General features: G+C 60.5%; 28 protein-coding genes and 1 tRNA gene. 6 read left to right on the forward strand and 23 right to left on the reverse strand.

Annotated elements, in window-relative coordinates; all coding sequences use genetic code 11:
• Positions 1 to 53 precede the first annotated feature (53 nt).
• From ACIPZ5_RS01595 to ACIPZ5_RS01625, 7 genes are all read right to left on the reverse strand, one after another.
• A complete protein-coding gene (locus tag ACIPZ5_RS01595) occupies positions 54 to 1058 on the reverse strand; it encodes a glycosyl transferase family protein (protein ID WP_400806169.1) in 1005 nt (334 codons plus the stop codon).
• The gene (locus tag ACIPZ5_RS01600; RefSeq protein ID WP_085674362.1) at positions 1055 to 1390 is read right to left on the reverse strand and encodes a TusE/DsrC/DsvC family sulfur relay protein; all 336 of its coding nucleotides are present in this window, start codon (positions 1388 to 1390) and stop codon (positions 1055 to 1057) included. The genes ACIPZ5_RS01595 and ACIPZ5_RS01600 overlap by 4 nt, the downstream gene beginning before the upstream one ends.
• Entirely contained in the window at positions 1387 to 1683 is a 297-nt protein-coding gene (gene tusB / locus ACIPZ5_RS01605) for a sulfurtransferase complex subunit TusB (RefSeq protein WP_261940757.1), read from the reverse strand. Before tusB ends, ACIPZ5_RS01600 begins: the two co-directional genes overlap by 4 nt.
• Positions 1683 to 2042: a sulfurtransferase complex subunit TusC gene (tusC, locus tag ACIPZ5_RS01610; RefSeq protein ID WP_400806171.1), complete on the reverse strand. Its 360-nt coding sequence runs from the start codon at positions 2040 to 2042 to the stop codon at positions 1683 to 1685. The genes tusB and tusC overlap by 1 nt, the downstream gene beginning before the upstream one ends.
• A gap of 1 nt (position 2043) precedes the next feature.
• The gene (tusD, locus tag ACIPZ5_RS01615) at positions 2044 to 2436 is read right to left on the reverse strand and encodes a sulfurtransferase complex subunit TusD (RefSeq protein ID WP_085674356.1); all 393 of its coding nucleotides are present in this window, start codon (positions 2434 to 2436) and stop codon (positions 2044 to 2046) included.
• A 185-nt stretch (positions 2437 to 2621) separates the two neighbouring features.
• Positions 2622 to 4001, reverse strand: a complete 1380-nt coding sequence (locus ACIPZ5_RS01620; protein ID WP_261940754.1) for a nucleobase:cation symporter-2 family protein — start codon at positions 3999 to 4001, stop codon at positions 2622 to 2624.
• 330 nt (positions 4002 to 4331) lie between these two features.
• Positions 4332 to 5003: a Bax inhibitor-1/YccA family protein gene (locus tag ACIPZ5_RS01625; protein ID WP_400806174.1), complete on the reverse strand. Its 672-nt coding sequence runs from the start codon at positions 5001 to 5003 to the stop codon at positions 4332 to 4334.
• A gap of 132 nt (positions 5004 to 5135) precedes the next feature.
• Here ACIPZ5_RS01625 and ACIPZ5_RS01630 point away from each other — a divergent pair.
• A tRNA-Ser gene (locus ACIPZ5_RS01630) sits at positions 5136 to 5223 on the forward strand.
• Positions 5224 to 5333: 110 nt separating this feature from the next.
• Here the strand turns inward: ACIPZ5_RS01630 and ACIPZ5_RS01635 are convergent.
• From ACIPZ5_RS01635 to ACIPZ5_RS01670, 8 genes are read right to left on the reverse strand one after another with little or no spacing between them, the layout of a single operon-like run.
• Positions 5334 to 6395, reverse strand: a complete 1062-nt coding sequence (locus ACIPZ5_RS01635) for a tyrosine-type recombinase/integrase (protein ID WP_400806175.1) — start codon at positions 6393 to 6395, stop codon at positions 5334 to 5336.
• A gap of 1 nt (position 6396) precedes the next feature.
• Positions 6397 to 6642: a DUF4224 domain-containing protein gene (locus ACIPZ5_RS01640; protein WP_085614919.1), complete on the reverse strand. Its 246-nt coding sequence runs from the start codon at positions 6640 to 6642 to the stop codon at positions 6397 to 6399.
• A gap of 39 nt (positions 6643 to 6681) precedes the next feature.
• Positions 6682 to 6909, reverse strand: a complete 228-nt coding sequence (locus tag ACIPZ5_RS01645) for a hypothetical protein (protein ID WP_186617712.1) — start codon at positions 6907 to 6909, stop codon at positions 6682 to 6684.
• Positions 6910 to 6965: 56 nt separating this feature from the next.
• Positions 6966 to 7163 carry a hypothetical protein gene (locus ACIPZ5_RS01650; RefSeq protein ID WP_212632465.1) on the reverse strand — a complete coding sequence of 66 codons (198 nt, stop codon included), beginning with the start codon at positions 7161 to 7163 and terminating at the stop codon, positions 6966 to 6968.
• A 52-nt stretch (positions 7164 to 7215) separates the two neighbouring features.
• Positions 7216 to 7674 (reverse strand): phage protein NinX family protein, encoded by a 459-nt coding sequence (locus ACIPZ5_RS01655; protein ID WP_400806177.1) that lies wholly within the window; start codon positions 7672 to 7674, stop codon positions 7216 to 7218.
• Complete coding sequence (locus ACIPZ5_RS01660; protein WP_400806180.1) at positions 7671 to 8054, reverse strand: ASCH domain-containing protein; 384 nt, start codon at positions 8052 to 8054, stop codon at positions 7671 to 7673. The genes ACIPZ5_RS01655 and ACIPZ5_RS01660 overlap by 4 nt, the downstream gene beginning before the upstream one ends.
• Positions 8051 to 8302 (reverse strand): hypothetical protein, encoded by a 252-nt coding sequence (locus ACIPZ5_RS01665; RefSeq protein WP_400806182.1) that lies wholly within the window; start codon positions 8300 to 8302, stop codon positions 8051 to 8053. The genes ACIPZ5_RS01660 and ACIPZ5_RS01665 overlap by 4 nt, the downstream gene beginning before the upstream one ends.
• Positions 8299 to 8709, reverse strand: a complete 411-nt coding sequence (locus ACIPZ5_RS01670) for a hypothetical protein (protein WP_400806184.1) — start codon at positions 8707 to 8709, stop codon at positions 8299 to 8301. The genes ACIPZ5_RS01665 and ACIPZ5_RS01670 overlap by 4 nt, the downstream gene beginning before the upstream one ends.
• A 178-nt stretch (positions 8710 to 8887) precedes the next feature.
• Here ACIPZ5_RS01670 and ACIPZ5_RS01675 point away from each other — a divergent pair, with 178 nt between their 5' ends.
• Positions 8888 to 9187 (forward strand): hypothetical protein, encoded by a 300-nt coding sequence (locus ACIPZ5_RS01675; protein WP_400806186.1) that lies wholly within the window; start codon positions 8888 to 8890, stop codon positions 9185 to 9187.
• A 105-nt stretch (positions 9188 to 9292) separates the two neighbouring features.
• Positions 9293 to 9517: a hypothetical protein gene (locus ACIPZ5_RS01680; RefSeq protein WP_400806188.1), complete on the forward strand. Its 225-nt coding sequence runs from the start codon at positions 9293 to 9295 to the stop codon at positions 9515 to 9517.
• On the opposite strand, the gene ACIPZ5_RS01685 is transcribed toward ACIPZ5_RS01680, so the two are convergent.
• A complete protein-coding gene (locus tag ACIPZ5_RS01685; protein ID WP_400806191.1) occupies positions 9505 to 10005 on the reverse strand; it encodes a hypothetical protein in 501 nt (166 codons plus the stop codon). The two genes, ACIPZ5_RS01680 and ACIPZ5_RS01685, sit on opposite strands and share 13 nt — an antisense overlap.
• A gap of 49 nt (positions 10006 to 10054) precedes the next feature.
• Here ACIPZ5_RS01685 and ACIPZ5_RS01690 point away from each other — a divergent pair, with 49 nt between their 5' ends.
• On the forward strand, positions 10055 to 10480 hold the full coding sequence (locus ACIPZ5_RS01690) for a hypothetical protein (protein WP_400806193.1): 426 nt from the start codon (positions 10055 to 10057) through the stop codon (positions 10478 to 10480).
• Positions 10481 to 10538: 58 nt separating this feature from the next.
• On the opposite strand, the gene ACIPZ5_RS01695 is transcribed toward ACIPZ5_RS01690, so the two are convergent.
• Complete coding sequence (locus ACIPZ5_RS01695; protein ID WP_400806195.1) at positions 10539 to 11318, reverse strand: DUF2786 domain-containing protein; 780 nt, start codon at positions 11316 to 11318, stop codon at positions 10539 to 10541.
• Positions 11319 to 11559: 241 nt separating this feature from the next.
• Between ACIPZ5_RS01695 and ACIPZ5_RS01700 the strand changes: the two genes are divergently transcribed.
• Positions 11560 to 12000 (forward strand): hypothetical protein, encoded by a 441-nt coding sequence (locus ACIPZ5_RS01700; RefSeq protein ID WP_400806197.1) that lies wholly within the window; start codon positions 11560 to 11562, stop codon positions 11998 to 12000.
• Between the two features lie 183 nt (positions 12001 to 12183).
• On the opposite strand, the gene ACIPZ5_RS01705 is transcribed toward ACIPZ5_RS01700, so the two are convergent.
• Positions 12184 to 12495: a hypothetical protein gene (locus ACIPZ5_RS01705; protein WP_400806200.1), complete on the reverse strand. Its 312-nt coding sequence runs from the start codon at positions 12493 to 12495 to the stop codon at positions 12184 to 12186.
• Between ACIPZ5_RS01705 and ACIPZ5_RS01710 the strand changes: the two genes are divergently transcribed.
• Entirely contained in the window at positions 12494 to 12883 is a 390-nt protein-coding gene (locus ACIPZ5_RS01710) for a hypothetical protein (RefSeq protein ID WP_400806202.1), read from the forward strand. The two genes, ACIPZ5_RS01705 and ACIPZ5_RS01710, sit on opposite strands and share 2 nt — an antisense overlap.
• Here the strand turns inward: ACIPZ5_RS01710 and ACIPZ5_RS01715 are convergent.
• From ACIPZ5_RS01715 to ACIPZ5_RS01735, 5 genes are read right to left on the reverse strand one after another with little or no spacing between them, the layout of a single operon-like run.
• Positions 12864 to 13382: a hypothetical protein gene (locus ACIPZ5_RS01715; protein WP_400806204.1), complete on the reverse strand. Its 519-nt coding sequence runs from the start codon at positions 13380 to 13382 to the stop codon at positions 12864 to 12866. The two genes, ACIPZ5_RS01710 and ACIPZ5_RS01715, sit on opposite strands and share 20 nt — an antisense overlap.
• 41 nt (positions 13383 to 13423) lie before the next feature.
• The gene (locus tag ACIPZ5_RS01720) at positions 13424 to 13633 is read right to left on the reverse strand and encodes a hypothetical protein (RefSeq protein WP_400806207.1); all 210 of its coding nucleotides are present in this window, start codon (positions 13631 to 13633) and stop codon (positions 13424 to 13426) included.
• Between the two features lie 2 nt (positions 13634 to 13635).
• Entirely contained in the window at positions 13636 to 14142 is a 507-nt protein-coding gene (locus ACIPZ5_RS01725; RefSeq protein WP_400806210.1) for a hypothetical protein, read from the reverse strand.
• Between the two features lie 7 nt (positions 14143 to 14149).
• Positions 14150 to 14713 carry a siphovirus Gp157 family protein gene (locus ACIPZ5_RS01730; RefSeq protein WP_400806212.1) on the reverse strand — a complete coding sequence of 188 codons (564 nt, stop codon included), beginning with the start codon at positions 14711 to 14713 and terminating at the stop codon, positions 14150 to 14152.
• Positions 14710 to 15441, reverse strand: coding sequence for a Rad52/Rad22 family DNA repair protein (locus ACIPZ5_RS01735; protein ID WP_400806214.1), 732 nt, complete (start codon positions 15439 to 15441; stop codon positions 14710 to 14712). The genes ACIPZ5_RS01730 and ACIPZ5_RS01735 overlap by 4 nt, the downstream gene beginning before the upstream one ends.
• Between the last annotated feature and the right edge of the window lie 257 nt (positions 15442 to 15698).

Consider the following 15698-nt stretch of genomic DNA (forward strand, 5'->3'; position numbering starts at 1 on the left):
CAGTCTAGGGCAAATCGTTCGAATAACTAGCGCAAAGAATGCCCCCTTACTATCTAGTTATTCGATTGGTTTCGCGCAGCCCAGTAACCCCGTGCGCTGGCAAAAGCCTGTTCGCGATCCTGGCCCAGGCCACGCAGCGCCAAGGCCATGGTCGCTATCGCGGCCATTTCGCCATAGCTGTCCTCAGCCTCGCCGCGCCACACCGCCAGCAGCTGTTCGGGCTGCAGGCTCGGTGGCTTCACATGGCGGCGCTCGCTCAGCGCCGGCCATTCCTCGTCCCAGGCTTCGCCTGCGCGGGTGCCGTAGAGGTGGCTGATGACATCGGGGTTGACCTCGATCTCGCCGCCATCGCCCTTGATCACCACGGCGTGGTCGCCGAGCAGGCGGCTGGCTTCACGGTGCACCGCCTGGTAGCCGGGGTGGAAGATGCTCTGCAGGCCGCAACGCGCGCCCAGCGGATTGAGCACCCGTGCCAGGGAATGGATGGGCGAGCGCAGGCCCAGGGTGTTGCGCAGGTCGATCATCCGCTGCAGCTGCGGCGCCCAGTCGTGCAGCGGGGCGAACGCCAGGTGCTGCTGGTCGAGGGCCTGGCCGACCGCCGCCCAGTCGCGGCACAGCGGGATCTGCAGCAGTGCCAGCAGCTGTTCGGTATACATGCGCCCGGCGGTGTGCGCGCCGCCGCCGTGCATGAGGATGCGCACGCCATTGGCGGCCAGGCACTTGGCGCTGAGCAGGTACCAGGGTAGGTGGCGCTTCTTGCCGGCGTAGGTCGGCCAGTCGATATCCACGGCGATGCGTGGCGCCTGCAGGTGCGCACGCAGGGCTTCGGTGAAACCGGCGAGCTCTTCGGCGCTTTCTTCCTTGTGCCGCAGCAGCATCAGGAAGGCCCCCAGCTGGGTGTCTTCGACCTTGCCTTCGAGCAGCAGGGTCATGGCGGCGCGGGCTTCTTCGCGGGTCAGGCCGCGGGCGCCGCGTTTGCCTTTGCCAAGGATGCGCACGAATTCGGCGAACGGGTGTTCAGCCGGGGTTTCCAGGGTCAGCGGGCGGGCGTCGGTCATATGCAATTGGTCGGCTTGGGCAGGCCCGCCAGCTTGGCGGCGAGTTTGGCGGGGGTGCCGTTGAACAGGCGGTTGAGGTGCGGGCTGTTGCCCTTTTCCGTGCCCAGCTTGAGCGCGGTGTACTTGATCAGCGGGCGGGTGGCCGGCGACAGCTGGTATTCGTCGTAGAACTGGCGCAGCAGTTCGAGGATTTCCCAGTGGTCGGCGGTCAGGGCGATGCTTTCGCGCTCGGCCAGGGCCTCGGCGACCGGGTGCGACCAGTCTTGCAGGTCGACCAGGAAGCCGTCCTTGTCCAGGGCGATGGCGCGATCGCCAACGTTCAGCGTACTCATAACCAACTGTTGACCTTGTCGTAGTGCAGCGACAGCTCGACGAAAGCCTGGTAGTCCACAGGCTTGGCCAATGCGCTGCTGATGGCGCGGGCCTGCAGGTCTTCGTCGAGGGCGAACAGGCGCTGAGCCAGGTTGGCCGCCTGCAGCTGTTGCTGGGGGGCACTGCCCTCGCGCAGGGCGTAGACCGCATCGCCGCACAGCAGCACGCCGTCGTCGGCGCCCAGCAGGCGCAGGCAGCTGTCCAGGCGCTCGTCGCCGAACGGGGAGTGGGATAAAACGTGCAGGGTTGCCATCAGAGCGTCACCACTTGGTCGAAACGGGCAATCAGGGCTTGCAGGGCGGGATCGTCCAGCACTTCCACTGGCAGCTCCAGGCCATTGGCGGCCAAGCCACGACGCGCCAGGCTGTGCTGGCAGGCGAACAGCTCTTCAACGCCGAACATCGGTAGCGCCTGCAGGTTGGCGGCGAGGTTCTTCTGCTCCACGGCGGCCGGTTGCTGGCCGGGCGCCAGCTGGAACACGCCGTCATCGAGGAACAGCATGGCCAGCGGCAGGTCGAAGGCGCCGCCGGCCAGGGCGATGTCCAGCGCTTCGCGGGCGGATGGGCCGTTCCAGGGTGCCTGGCGGCTGATGATCAACAGGGATTTGGCCATTTCAGTCGCCTCCGAAGCAGACCAGGCGGTCGGCAGTTTGCGCGGCTTCGTGCAACTGGCCGAGGCCAGACAGCTCCCACGGCTTGGGCAGGTTCACCGCCGGGCGCTGGTAGCGGCTGGCTTCGGCTTCATCGAGCACGCCACGGCGCAGGGCGGCGGCGATGCACACCACCGCGTCGAGCCGGTTGATTTCGATGAAGGCTCGCCATTGGGCGGCGATGTCCTGCTCATCCTGAGGCGCGACCACGTTGGCCGAGGCGCTGTGCACCCCGTCCTGATAGAAGAACAGCCGGGCAATCTCATGCCCGCCAGCCAACACCGCCTCGGCGAAGCGCAAGGCGCGGCGCGAGGAGGGCGCATGGGCCGGGGAAAAAACCGCGATAGCGAATTTCATGGACAACTCGTGCAAAGGAATGCCGCCATGATAAAGCAAAAAAGCCCGACCCCGCTTCTACCTGGCGGGTCGAGCTTCCTGTATTTGAGGCTGACGCTAGCCCGTGGGAGCTGGCTTGTCGTGGCGACGAACCGCTGCGATGGGCCGCGCAGCGGCCCACTGGTCCTAACTGGAGGGCACAAGACTCAAGCTTGTTCCTTGCTCTCAGGCAGGAACCAGTTCAACACCAGGGCGCAGATGCCTCCGGTAGCTACACCCGACTCCAGCACATTGCGAATCGCCGCCGGCATGTGCGCGAGGAATTCCGGCACCTGTGCCACACCCAGGCCCAACGCCAGCGACACGGCGATGATCAGCAGGGCACGACGGTCCAGGCGGGTACTGGCCAGGATGTTGATGCCCGACGCGGCAACCGCACCGAACATGACCATGGCCGCGCCACCCAGCACCGGCTCAGGCACTGCCTGGATCACACCGGCCACGCTCGGGAACAGGCCCAGCAGCACCAGCATCGCGGCAATCCAGATGCCAATGTGGCGGCTGGCAATGCCGGTCAGCTGAATCACACCGTTGTTCTGGGCGAAGATCGAGCTGGGGAAGGTGTTGAACAGGCCGGCCAGCAGCGAGTTGGCGCCGTTGACCAGCACGCCGCCCTTGATGCGCGACATCCACAGCGGGCCTTCGACCGGCTGGCGCGAGACCTTGCTGGTGGCGGTGACGTCACCGATGGCTTCCAGCGAAGTCACCAGGTAGATCACCAGCATCGGAATGAACAGCGCCCAGGAGAAGCCCAGGCCGAAGTGCAGCGGCATCGGCACCTGGAACAGTGCAGCCTCGTGCATGCCGGTGAAGTCCAGGCGGCCGAGGTAGCCGGCCAGGGCATAGCCGACCGCCAGCGCGATAACGATGGCGCAACTGCGCATCCACACCACCGGGATGCGGTTGAGGACCACGATCACCGCCAGCACCGCGCCCGACAGCAGCAGGTTTTCGCCGTTGGCGAAGGTGCCGTTGGCCATCGCCCCGAAGCCGCCGCCCATGCTGATCAGGCCGACCTTGATCAGGGTCAGGCCGATCATCAACACGACGATACCGGTCACCAGCGGGGTGATCAGGCGTTTGACGAATGGCAGGATGCGCGACACACCCATCTCGACGAAGGAGCCAGCGATCACCACGCCGAAGATCGCCGCCATCACGCTTTCGACCGGCGTACCTTGCTTGACCATCAACGCGCCACCGGCAATCAGCGGCCCGACGAAGTTGAAGCTGGTGCCCTGTACGATGAGCAGCCCGGCACCGAACGGGCCGAAGCGCTTGCACTGGACGAAGGTGGCGATACCGGAGATCACCAGCGACATGGAGACGATGAGGTTGGTATCACGAGCCGAAACGCCCAGCGCCTGGCAGATCAGCAGGCCTGGGGTGACGATCGGCACGATGATCGCCAACAGGTGCTGCAGGGCTGCCAGCAGGCCGATCAACAGCCGTGGCTTGTCCTCGAGGCCAAGTACCAGTTCGTTGGCAGGCGCCGCCGCGCCTGGGCTGTGTTCGTGTGAGCTCATCGGTGAAGCTGCCCCGGAAGAAAAAAGGAGCGCATTCTACGGGCAGAAGGGCGATAGCGGTAGGGGAATGCACGATGGCGGCATGATCGGCGACCATTTGCGTGGTTTTCTGACTTTTAAGTCAGTGTTTAGGGTGGGGTTTGTGGAGGAAGGGGGAGGCTGGCCAGTTGTTCGCCTTGAGGGGTTCAGCGCCTGTGAGATCGAGCGCCGCGCGGGCGGCGCTCGATCTCACAGGCGCTGAACCCCTCAAGGCGAACACCCCGCAGCCCACCACATTTCCATCACGCAAAGAAAAGCCCGCCTAAGCGGGCTTTCTCAAGCAGCAATCAATCAGTCATCACGACCCATGATGCCAAACAGCTGCAGCAAGCTGATGAACAGGTTGTAGATCGATACATACAGGCTGATGGTCGCCATGATGTAGTTACGCTCGCCCCCATGAATGATCGCGCTGGTCTGGAACAGAATGCAGACCGACGAGAACAGCACGAAGCCAGCGCTGATCGCCAGTTGCAGGCCGCTGATCTGGAAGAAGAAGCTGGCCACCACGGCACCCAGCAGGACAAAGAAGCCAACGGTGATGAAGCCGCTGAGGAAGCTCATGTCCTTGCGGGTGATCAGCACATAGGCCGAAAGACCACCAAACACCAGCGCGGTCATGGCAAACGCCGAGCTGACCACTTCGGCACCACCGGCCATGCCCAGGTAACGGTTGAGGATCGGGCCGAGAATGAAGCCCATGAAGCCGGTGAGGGCGAAGGTGGACACCAGACCCCAGACCGAATCACGCAGCTTGGCAGTGAGGAAGAACAGACCGTAGAAACCGATCAGCACGACGAACACGTTCGGGTAACCGACACGCATCTGCTGGGCGACGAAGGCCATGACCCCGCTGAAGGCGAGGGTGAGTGCCAGCAGGCTGTACGTGTTGCGCAGGACCTTGCTGACCTCCTGCTGCTCGGCTTGTTGGCCGTGGTGTACGGCATAATCCTGTTCGCGCATGGCGACACTCCTTATGGAACCGTGGTTTGAGACGTTCAGATGCAAGCAGTCTAACAGAGCCTCCGCAACCCGCGACACAGAGAGTTTGACAGCGTGTTTCATTACGGTATTATGGCGGCCGCAAAACGAGCTGGAAGCGTGGCCGAGTGGTTTAAGGCAACGGTCTTGAAAACCGTCGATGGGCAACTATCCTAGAGTTCGAATCTCTACGCTTCCGCCATATTCAAAGCCCTGATTATTCAGGGCTTTTTGCGTTTCTGGGGCATAGAAAAACGACCCGTGGGAACACCCTTGGGAATGGTTTATTTTGGAAGCGCTTCCGATACTTTCTTACTTGGTCGGTTTCGCCAGTGCCCCAACTCGGCGATATACCCGCTCGGTGATGTCGCCCTTGGTGTGGCCCAGCAGCAGGCTGGCGTGGTCGACATCGATGATTTCGGATGCAGCTTTCGGGCGGATGTCACGGAACTGGAACTGGCTAATACGGCCTGCCAGCACCTGGTCGCCTGCCGCTACCGCTTCTTTCACTGCTTCCTCCCGAGCATCGTCCCAGCGATGGCGGAGCATGGCGGCCGTAACACGTTTTCCCGACTCGGTCAGCAGGAGATACGGCGAGCCGTGCGACGCGTTCCGCTCCAGTATCTTGCGGATCAGGGCGCCCAGGCCGCTTTCGACCCCATCCACCTCGAGCATGATCCTCAGCTTCTTGTGGGTCTTCTTCTGTTTCACGCCGAGGGCTTTATCCTCGATGTCATCCCTTCTCATCACCAGCACGTCCGCCGGACGCTGGCCCGTCAAATAAGCCAGGTCCATGGCGTCCTTCAGCTCACCCACCGCTTTTGCGTAAACCGCTTTCCAGATCGCATCGTTCGCATAGAAGTCCCTGGGCACTTCCTTGTTCTTGCGAACGCCCTGACATGGGTTCTCTTTGGAGGTGAGCCCCCATTCCCGTGCCATGTTGTAGACGTGCGATAGGAGGGCGATCTCCCTATTCGCACGCACCGGAGCCGATCGTGCATCTCGGTACTGGGCGACAAGCGCTGGAGTAATGGCCTCAATGGGTGCTTTCTCGAAAAACGGCCGCAGCTGCCGGAGCTCTGCCAGGTTGTCTTTCTGCGTGCGCTCGCCTTTCTTGGGGATGATGTCTCGCTCGTAGCGATCAAAAATCGCTCCCATCAGCAGCAAGTCACGCGGTTTTTCCCGGGCCTCCAGCTCGGCCCATTTCATCCGGGCCAGATTGAGGTCCGTACCCAGGGCGATTTCCTTGCCGTCCTTGTCGCGGTAGTAGTAGCTGATCCACGCCTTGTTCGGGTTCTTCTTGCTCTTGCTGGTGCGCTTGCGCCGGTACACGCCCGGCGGCAAATCCCTGTTCTCTGTGCTACGGGGGCGCATATCACCTCACCTTTGAAAAATCTGGCGTCCAAGCTGGTACGGGTGGCGGGGGCGGCGGTGCCAGCGGCACCACCTCGAGGGTTACGCCCAGTTTCATGCGGGCATATTGGCGACCCACCAGGGGCCGGCCGCCGCGGCTCTCGACGAAGTGCCAGCCGCGCTCGTTGAGCCAGCGGCGCTGCCAGCCCCTGGCCTTGTAACCGGTCAGGTCGGCCAGCTCTTCGTCCGAAAGGATCTCGGTTTCCATGGGATGGTCTCCACGCCGCCGGTGGCGGCAGGTTGGTGGTCAGTATTCGCCTTCGGTGATGGAGTGCTCGACGGACTGTGAGCGAGCGTCAGCCGCGCCCATGAAGACTTGGTTCAGAGCGTTGTCCTGCAGGGCGCCGACTGCATCAGTGCCTTCGTCGTCTTCGCCAAGCACTGGCAGCGCCTGGTGGCGGATCAGATCGATGCCTACGCCCTCGGGCACATCGAAGCGGGTGATGACGGTCGTGGTCACGGTGATGATTGGCATGGCGATAGATCTCCATGCCCGCGCATGTCGGCGGGCTTGAGTAGTTGGGGGAGGGGTTAGGCGAGTTCGGCCGCGAACGCGTCGACCAGTGCCTGGCTGGTGAAGTTGATCGGGAGGGCGTCGGTGCTCTTGCCGTCGCTGATCAGCACCCAGCCGTTCTTGTAAAGCGTGCAGGTGTTACGGCCCTGCTGAACCCGGGCAATCGGCAAACCGCCGAAAGGCAGCCAGCGATTGATGCGATAGATCAGCTTCATCGCGGCCCCTTCCATACCAGGTAGGCCATGAGCATTGGTGCGGCCAGCGGGATCAAGAACATGGCATCAGCTCCTTCGGTACCAGGACGGTATCGCCTAGCTCAAATTGCGCGATCGCCTGCATGGCAACGATCAGCGGGTTATCGGGATGGTGGAATGTGGTGCGGCGGTGCTTGCGCTCCTTGCCGAAGATCGTGCTGCCCCAGAATCCCGACTCGTAGTAGCCGTTGCGCTTGTCCATATAGCCGAAGTTGCGGTGCACGGCGCTGGTTGGCGGCGAGAGCGACACCTTGTATTTCTCGATCAGGGGCCCGGCCAGCGCCCAGTCCTCGTGCGGGTTGTAGAGCACATCCCACTCCAACACCTGGCCGCGCTTCTTCCAGAACACGCGCCACGGCACGTTGTACTGAGGGCCCACCAGGAAGACCTCAAGGCCTTCAGCCTGGGCGACTGCCCAATCGAGCGCATGGCCGACCAGGTCTGCCGTCTTCACTTCGATCAGGTCGGTCATACCAGCACCTCGCCGGGCACATCAAAAAATCCTAGGCGCCCCTTCATCGGGACAAACGGGAGCGGCTGTGGATCGCGCAGCACGAACCCTTTCTCGCCCATGTACCAAGGCGATTCGCTGTGGTCGACACTGTCGATAAGCTCAACGGAGCCAATGATCCCGCCCCGTAGCAAGTTGTCAGGCGGCACCGGGAAGGGCGGCTTGATCCCCCTGCGGGCCATGAAATCAAAGGCCGAAATAAACTCACGACGGGTCATGCCGGTGGCGGCATGTACCAAGAAACGGCCTCTGAACTTCGTGTGCCAGGTTCGATTCTCGATGTCTTTGCCACCGCTGATGATCAGCCAGGCCCATGGTTGTCTAATTGAAAGTGCCTTCACAGCTCATACCTCTCATCAATCCAGCGCCCAGGCGCCAGAGCGGGTGTAGGTTCGGGTTGGGTTTCGTGCGGGGAGAGCTGGCGCTGGTTGCTGGCCTGCAGCTGGCTGTCGGGGATGCAGCTGATGCCGACCCCATTCAGCAGGTAGCAGGTGACGCCGCGCTGGCTGTCGTGCTGCACGTCGATGACGTTCTCGGTTGCGCTGGTGCCGGTGGCGAGCAGCAGAAGGCAGAGGGCAAGGCGGGTCATGGCCGCACCTGCAAACATGCCTGGCAAATGTCGCCGGTGCCGACCCCGCGGTTGGACGCCTTCACCCAGATATGCGAGCACGGGGCCGTTACTACACGGCGCACCCAGACGCAGACAGGGCCATCCTCGGTGTCGTGAATCGAGAAAGTGAACCAGCCTTCACCGGCCGGCTTGCTTGGCTGCCAGGGCGTGCAGTCGTAGTCGCCATCGTCCATCCAGGCTTCCATCATTCCTTCAGGCTCGTCGTTTTCCATCTCGACCACGCAGTGCTCCAGTCCGTGGTCGCCGAACCAGCTGAAAGGCAGCACGCATTCGTCGCCGTCGTCCGGCCAGGCCGGGTGGGTCCAGAAGCCGTATTCGTCGCGCTCCACCTGCAAAGGCTGGATCGGTTGCTTTTCTTCAGGCATGACTTCGTCCTTGGCCGCCATATCGCGGCAGTAAGTTGTACAAAATAAAAGTTCGGTACAAGAATCTGGCCCGGTGGTCAGATTTTTCTGCTAGTGCTGGTACAACATGTTTGCCCCCAAAAGATGCAGAGCTATCGTGGTTACTCAATCAATGGGCGAAGAGAGAAGGAGGCTCGGTATGCGCATTCGCGGTGATGTTTTTTGGAGCTGGGCGGATCCAGCACTCCACCACCGATGTCATGAGGAAGAGCTGGACGATGGGAGCAGCCTCGATGTTCAAGTGCGTTTGTCACGTACAGGCCAAACGCAAATGTTCATCGGTGTGTATGCCCCGGGCGGCATGGCTATTCACGAGGAAGCATTTGACTCTCGCCCCGGTGAATCGATGACGAGAGCGATGGCCTGGGGAGTGGGCCGGGCTCGCCGGATTGCAAACGGAACTCTTCCTGAATTCGACAAGATGGCTTGCTCAAAATAGAGGAGAGAGGGTTACAGCTGAGCGGAGTACAAATGTGCTCTTGGCGTTTTCACATCCGGGTCATCGGGAGAAGACTAGACTTAGCGTCCCAACCGGAGAGCAGCCATGACTACAGAACGGGTTATGCATTTGGAGCAAGCGCTGGCAGCAGTGTTCGCTGCGGCAGAGCAACAGGGGCTTGATCTGGTTCAGCTTCGCCGTCAGGCCATTGGTGGCCTAATTGGCAATGCGTCGTGGCGCTGGGTTACCCCTGAGCAGGTACCTGGCGCAATCGCGGAGATCGAGGGCGCGTTATTTCTTGTGGATCCGGAGCCTGTTCAGGTCAACTGAAGGCTGTCAGGTGTTGCTCCCAGGGCTGCACGGGCAATGGAGCCGTCTTCCACGAACCAGGCCTCGCAGTCATGCCACAGCACGTTCGCTGGCTCGCCGCTCACGGTGTCCCAGTCGCTGCCAATGTCCTCAGCGAAGTGGTCCCGGTCGGCGTAGAACTTCAGTGCTTCTCGCAGCCGCTCAACCTCAGCGGCTTCGCCCATCGGCCCCAGCCCAACAATCGACAGCCCAGTCTCCGCCGCATCCCTCTCTGCCTCTTCTTTGGTCCACCAGAAGGCAGTACCAACCATCCAGGCTATTGGCTCGGGGTGGGGCTGCGGGGCTAGCTGTGCCATAACGCTTCGGAGATCTTGTGCCATTTCGCCGCGAACGGTCTTACCGTCGGCAGCATCGCGGTCAAGGGCGTTCAGGATCATCGACAGCACGCTGCGCATACCTGACGGCACGCTGATCATCTCTGTGTTGCTGGATCGGTTTTCTGTGGGCATGGGGATACCTCGCGGCTATAGTTCGCTGAATTCAAAAGAGGGGGTCTTGATGCTTAACTTCATTCAGTACCGAATCGATCTGCACAGACAGGCGAGAGCAGCGTTAAAGCACGAACTGAATCGACCATCAGGCACTCAAGCTGCCTATGAAAGCGGTCAGCTGGAAGAGTTTTACAGGCAGGCGGACCGCTTGCATGAATGGCGCATGATCATCCTTACAAGTTATCTGCGTTCTGTAGCGGATGATTTGATCGTTCCCATGCCGCCTCTCGACGACCGCACAATGTACGCGCAAGTTGATTGGGACGATGATCCGAGGCAGCCGAAGTACCTTACTGAAAAAGGTATCCAGACTGTGCGTACAGCAATCAGAGAGGAGCAAAAGCATCGTCGAGAAGCATGGACTTTTCGCTTGACCACCCTGACCGGTTTGGGTGGTATCGCAATAGGGATTCTTTCAGCTTGGCCTAAATAAAAGCCTTCCCTCCGCCGAGGCCGGCGAACAAGTCGATTGCTGTCTTTATGCTGAAATTTTACGCGCCAGTCAGTTGCAGCTGTGTTGCTCCGCATGTAGCCAGGCCGGGATTCAATTTGACCTTCTGCCCGGCCAGCATCCCTGCAATCTGGGCGGCCATGTCGAGTTCAATCGGGCGAGCCTTGCGTGGCTTGCCGATTTGTTGCCCGGCCAGATACTGCTCTATCAGTGAATTGTCCTGGCTCTCCACTGCGACGAGGTCGCGCCCATTGGAGTGCTGTTCGATGGCCTGATCTTCCTCGCCGCGAGGCACCAGCTCATGGATCTTGCCGTGCACCGCTGAAACCCAGGCGATTGCGAAGTGATCGCCGGCAGTCTCGGGCGAGTAGGCGCTGCGGCTTTTGCCGGATCGGACCTGCGCCACATATTCGCGCCTTGCCTGCGTCAGCTTGGAAAGCAAGGTTTCGTAGGCGTACATCGCGATCTGGGGTGCTGGCGTGACGCCGACAAACAGGGCTCGCTCAACTAGGCGGTCGGATGCGTTGCACCAGTGGCGGTACGAGAGCGGTCGGCAGCCAAACACCCTGGCAACTATCCCGCTCAGGTGTCGATCCCAGGTTGGCCGGCGGTTCACCCTGGACTTCTCCGACTGAACCTCATCCACGTCACTCAGGCGCACATCCAGCTCGGTGAGGCGATACTCGCGCATCAGCGCCTGGGCCTGGCGCATTGCCGTGGCTGCCTCGTTCTCGTTAGAGCTTTTGGAAAGGGCCAGGCAACGTTTTATCTTGCGGATGACTCGCTCGAGCTTGCTTTCGTCGTGCTGTCGTTGGGTCATGTCGTTGTCCTTGCGCGTAGGTGCTCCACACGTTGGGTAAGAGCGCGATTTGGGAAGTGCAAAGTCGGTGGAGATGGGGCATCAAGCGAACTGAGTGGTTTAGAATTGGCAGATGAATCATGATAGTCTTGGAGGTCAAGCCTCCGATGGTTTGCGTTACTGGGAAGCGCTACTAGTAGGTTCTTTCAAAGTCTATCTTCGGGGTTTGTTTGTGTTGATCTAATTTTTGGTGGGGGGTAATATGGAAGCTTTTGTAGAAAACTTGACGAGTACGTATTGGTGGGCTTCGGTTGTAATTGTTGGTCTTTTAATAAGCGTATTTGCAGCCTATGTAAAGAGCGGCATTGATAGTGTTTTCGGTCGGTTTTCTGACGTCTGGAAAAATCGAACCGAAAAGAAGCTTGCTAGGTTCGAGGAGCTGGTAGTGACGCTAGCTGCAAGCGAGTCGGAAAAAATAAAAACTTTGGCGCAGATCAATGCAAACCTCCTTCGCGCATTAATAAGTATGATGCTGGCGGTGCTCACCATGACTATGCTGGTGAGCTGGCCCGTAAATGAGTACATTCGCATAATTATTCTTCTTTTAGGCGGGTTCGCAATTCTGATGCTTGCCTCTGCATTGGCTAGAATCAGCAAAGCTGATGATTTGCAAAAAGCACTCAGTGCGGCAGAAAAAAGATAAATAAGCTACGTGCTACCGTCTAAAATGTATTGACTAAGACGGTGGGCAATATCTGCGGCAATTACGCCAGATTCACCGCGGTGAGCAGCCCAATTGGCGGGAATCTTCGGAGAGCCAGCTCCGGCGGACTTTGAAGCCGAACATGCACTCGATGTCGTGATACTCACACCGCTCGTAGGCCTTTTACTTGGCCTGCGAGGGCGTGTTGGCAACACATCGACAATTTTCGATTGGTGATGGCCCGCCAATCCCGCCGGCAACCAGTACCTGGTAACGCTTTAGTGGCAGCTTCTCGGCCATATCGCCGTATAGCATTTCCCAGGTAGGGTGGTAGTTTCGGATGCGCTTCTTCGGGTCGCTGTCGAGGATGACCCCGATGTAGTGGCCACGGTCGGCCATGATGATGCCAGGCTCGCCGTTGGCTATCACCCGGCGCCCGATCTCGGCCGGCACGCCGTAGTGGCGGCGGACGTAGTCGCAGTTGTAGTTGCTCATGGCTTTCTCCATGCATGCGCCGCCCTCCGTGCTGGTGGCGGCATGGTGGCAATTTGGTTTCGGATGGGGTATTACGGATGGTCAAATTTGCCAATTTATAGGAATAGATCTGATGTCAGATTTGCAGCTCGCAACCGACAGACCTAAATCGGTCAACTGGGAATACAAAGGCGCGGAACTGTCTTTGCGCTTCCGTTACCGAGGGCAGGAGAAGGTTCCGCATTCTGTGATCGTGGTGCTCGTAGGCGACAAGTCAGGTAAGGCAAAGCTCTTTGAGCTGACTTCCTCTACTTACGATGCGGCGGTGTTGCAAGGTAAGGATCTCGGTCAGATCTGGGCCGACATGGGCTTCCCCGGTGAAGGCGAGTTCAAGCAAGTAGAGGAGTGATCACCTCATCCCCAGGATCTTGCTGAATCATCAGCATGCTCTTCCGGTCGAAGGCCAGGGCCAGGCGCGGCGAGATGCTGATCTCGTGCCGCGGCGGGGTGAGAAACTTCGCTGCGTGCAGCCTGCCAAGGGCGTGAATGCCGTGGATCAGTGCCTCGATCATCTGGCTGGCCGAGGCGTCTGCCCAGCCGCAGATCGCTCGCAGGTTCTGGCCGGTTCGCTTTCTGGCTGAAAGCCGCAGCGGCTCGGTCCGCACCACATTTCGGTGAGCCTCGATTTCGTGGCGCGCGATTCTGAACAGTGCGTGATGCCCGAGCGCCTCGATGTGATGAATCATCAGCGTCATCGCCTCGCCCTGTTCCTCGATCCCGGCCCACTCCATCAGCTCCAGCAGGGCCTGTTTAGTCCCTGGTCGAACCTTAAAACGCAGGTCTTCTTCCTGCAGCTTGGCTGCTTTGGCGCGGCGCTTCTCGTCGCGGGCCTGCTGAGACATCGCCATACGGCACCTCCTTCAATCCGCTGGGCGGTAGGTTGAACTGCTCACGCCGCCTGTGCAGTTGCAGCGATTTCATGATCTTTCGGTTCAATGGTTAGCTCCATATCGCAATCGTGCCAGCCGGCAAGCCACCATGCGCTTTCGACAGTCATTTCCGGGTGCGGCTGATAAGCCCGGCACCTTCCAGCCGCTCGAGTGGTACGCCCCTGGTAGTAAGGAAGAGGGTGGATCTTTTCAGGTTTTACCCGTGGCATGCCTAAGCCCTCCGCTTCTTGACCGGAAAATCGATACCGAACTTCTTGATGATGCGGCTCATGGTGGTGTGGCCGATCTCCAAGCTCAGCGTGGCCCTGTGACGCGAGAGGCCTTGGTCCCTAAGTGCTTGGATTTGCTCCGCCAGCTTGGCGTCGCGCTCTTCATCATCGGGCTTTGGCGTGTGCTTACCGCGCGCCGCAGAGACGAAGGTGAAGCCGTTGCGCTTTGCCAGGTCCCAGAGTGTTGCCTGGGGCACGCCCAGCGCCTGGGATGCTTCGCGGCAGGTCATCGTGGCTGCCAGCTCGGCGACCATTTGAGCTTTAGCCCTGGCCTTTTCCTGGCGCGTCCCGCTCTGCACTGGCGGCAGGCCGCGGCGCTTCTTAGGCGATGGTGCGGGGTGCTTGCGTTCTGGAAGCGGCCGATAGGTGAACCCCTCCAGCACAACAAGCTGGCCGCCAGACGCGAAGAAGGCCGCTTTGGCGGCCTCCAGGTCGATGGATTGGTTCATGCTCACCTCACTTGATGCGGATCGAGCTTTCGCCGCGCTCAAGGTGCGCCCAGGCTGGCTCAGGGATGAGTTCGACTTCACAGTCTTCGCCGGCAGCCATGCGCTTGCGCACGGCTTCGTTGTGCTCGCGGACAGCCTTGAGCTTTGCCGCGATGGCGTTCTTGTCCGGCGCGATCTTGGTCACCACAGACGTCAGTTCATCCGGTACCGCCTGTTCGTTGTCGACGATCACCTTCTCTTTGCCGGTGACCAGGCTGATGGTGAACAGCGGTCGCTTGATCGACTTGATGTTGGCCGCGTCCATGTTCCGGCGCAGGTAGTCGGTGATGGCGGTCACGCTGTTGGCCTTGATGCGCTTGAGTTCGTTGAGGCGGTCGATCTCCGCGTCGATCGCGCTGATGTCGCCTTCGATGTTCCGGCGCAGCATGACGATGTTGTCGGCCTTCACCTCGAACTCACCTTGGATGCCGGCCATGGTGTCTTGAATGGCCTGCTTGAGGCCTTCGTCGTCGGTGTCGCACATGGCAGCGAGCTCGGCCATCTGGCCGGTGAGAGCGTAGAGCTGGGTCATGCTGCGGCCTCCTGCGGTTTGCCGGCTTCGAGGTTCTTCAATTCAAGGGAGATCCGCGCCGCGCCTTTCTCGTCCTTGCGGCCGATAAGCTTGCGCACGGCGTGGTCGTGGATTTTCTTGCGCTCATGCGGCGTCACCGCCTTCTGCATGGTCTCGATCGTGTCCCTGATGAAGTCCAGGCGCTCCTGCTGCTGGCGCTCGATCTCGGCTTGGCGGTCTTCGGCCTGCTCGATGGCCTGCTCGGCTTGCAACTGCTGGACGTAGTTCTGGTCGTCAAACATCCCAAGGAACACGTCGGCGCTGAAGCCCAGCATGGACAGGGCTTTCTTGATGGCATCGGTCAGGGATTTCTTCGGCGCCTCGCCATCGGTGGTCATGCCGTACTTGGTCTTGTACTGGTAACGGGTGCACCCGTACTGCTCGACCTCGCCGCGCTGGCCGTCCTGCATGAACCAGAGCTGGATTTTGACGGTGTGGCCGATCTCCCGGCCCAGGCAAATTCGCTTGTCGCCTTCACCGGCGAACACTTCGTGGCCGTCATCGAATCGCTCTTCGATGACCTTCCAGCCCCAGCCGATACCGACCGGGCCGAAAATTTCGGTCGCCTTCATGACCATTGCGGTGCCGTTCAGGCTGGTGATCTTCTGGCCGCCGACCTCGGCGTTCTTGGTGTAGCGGGTATCGGTGGTCTGCACCTGCTCCCAGATGCGCATGTTGGTAGTGGACATTGGAAAACCTCGCGCCTGGCCGGCGCCGTCAGTTGAAAGGGGAAATGCCAGGTCACCCAGGCACGGAGGTAAGGTCTAGGCCCTGGCTGCGGTGGATGGTTGCGCGCTCTCGCCGCTTACGCTCCCGAAGGGGTACGGTTATCCCGAAGGGCCGCCGTGCTCGGCTACGTGATTCAGGAAGTGATGCTGCCGGCCAGTGAGCTGGCGAGCATGAAGAAGGTGCTGGCGAAGAGCATGGAGAAGGAGCCGCGCCAGAA

Origin of the sequence: Pseudomonas sp. NPDC089428, assembly GCF_044749325.1 — a bacterium.
Lineage (GTDB): Bacteria > Pseudomonadota > Gammaproteobacteria > Pseudomonadales > Pseudomonadaceae > Aquipseudomonas.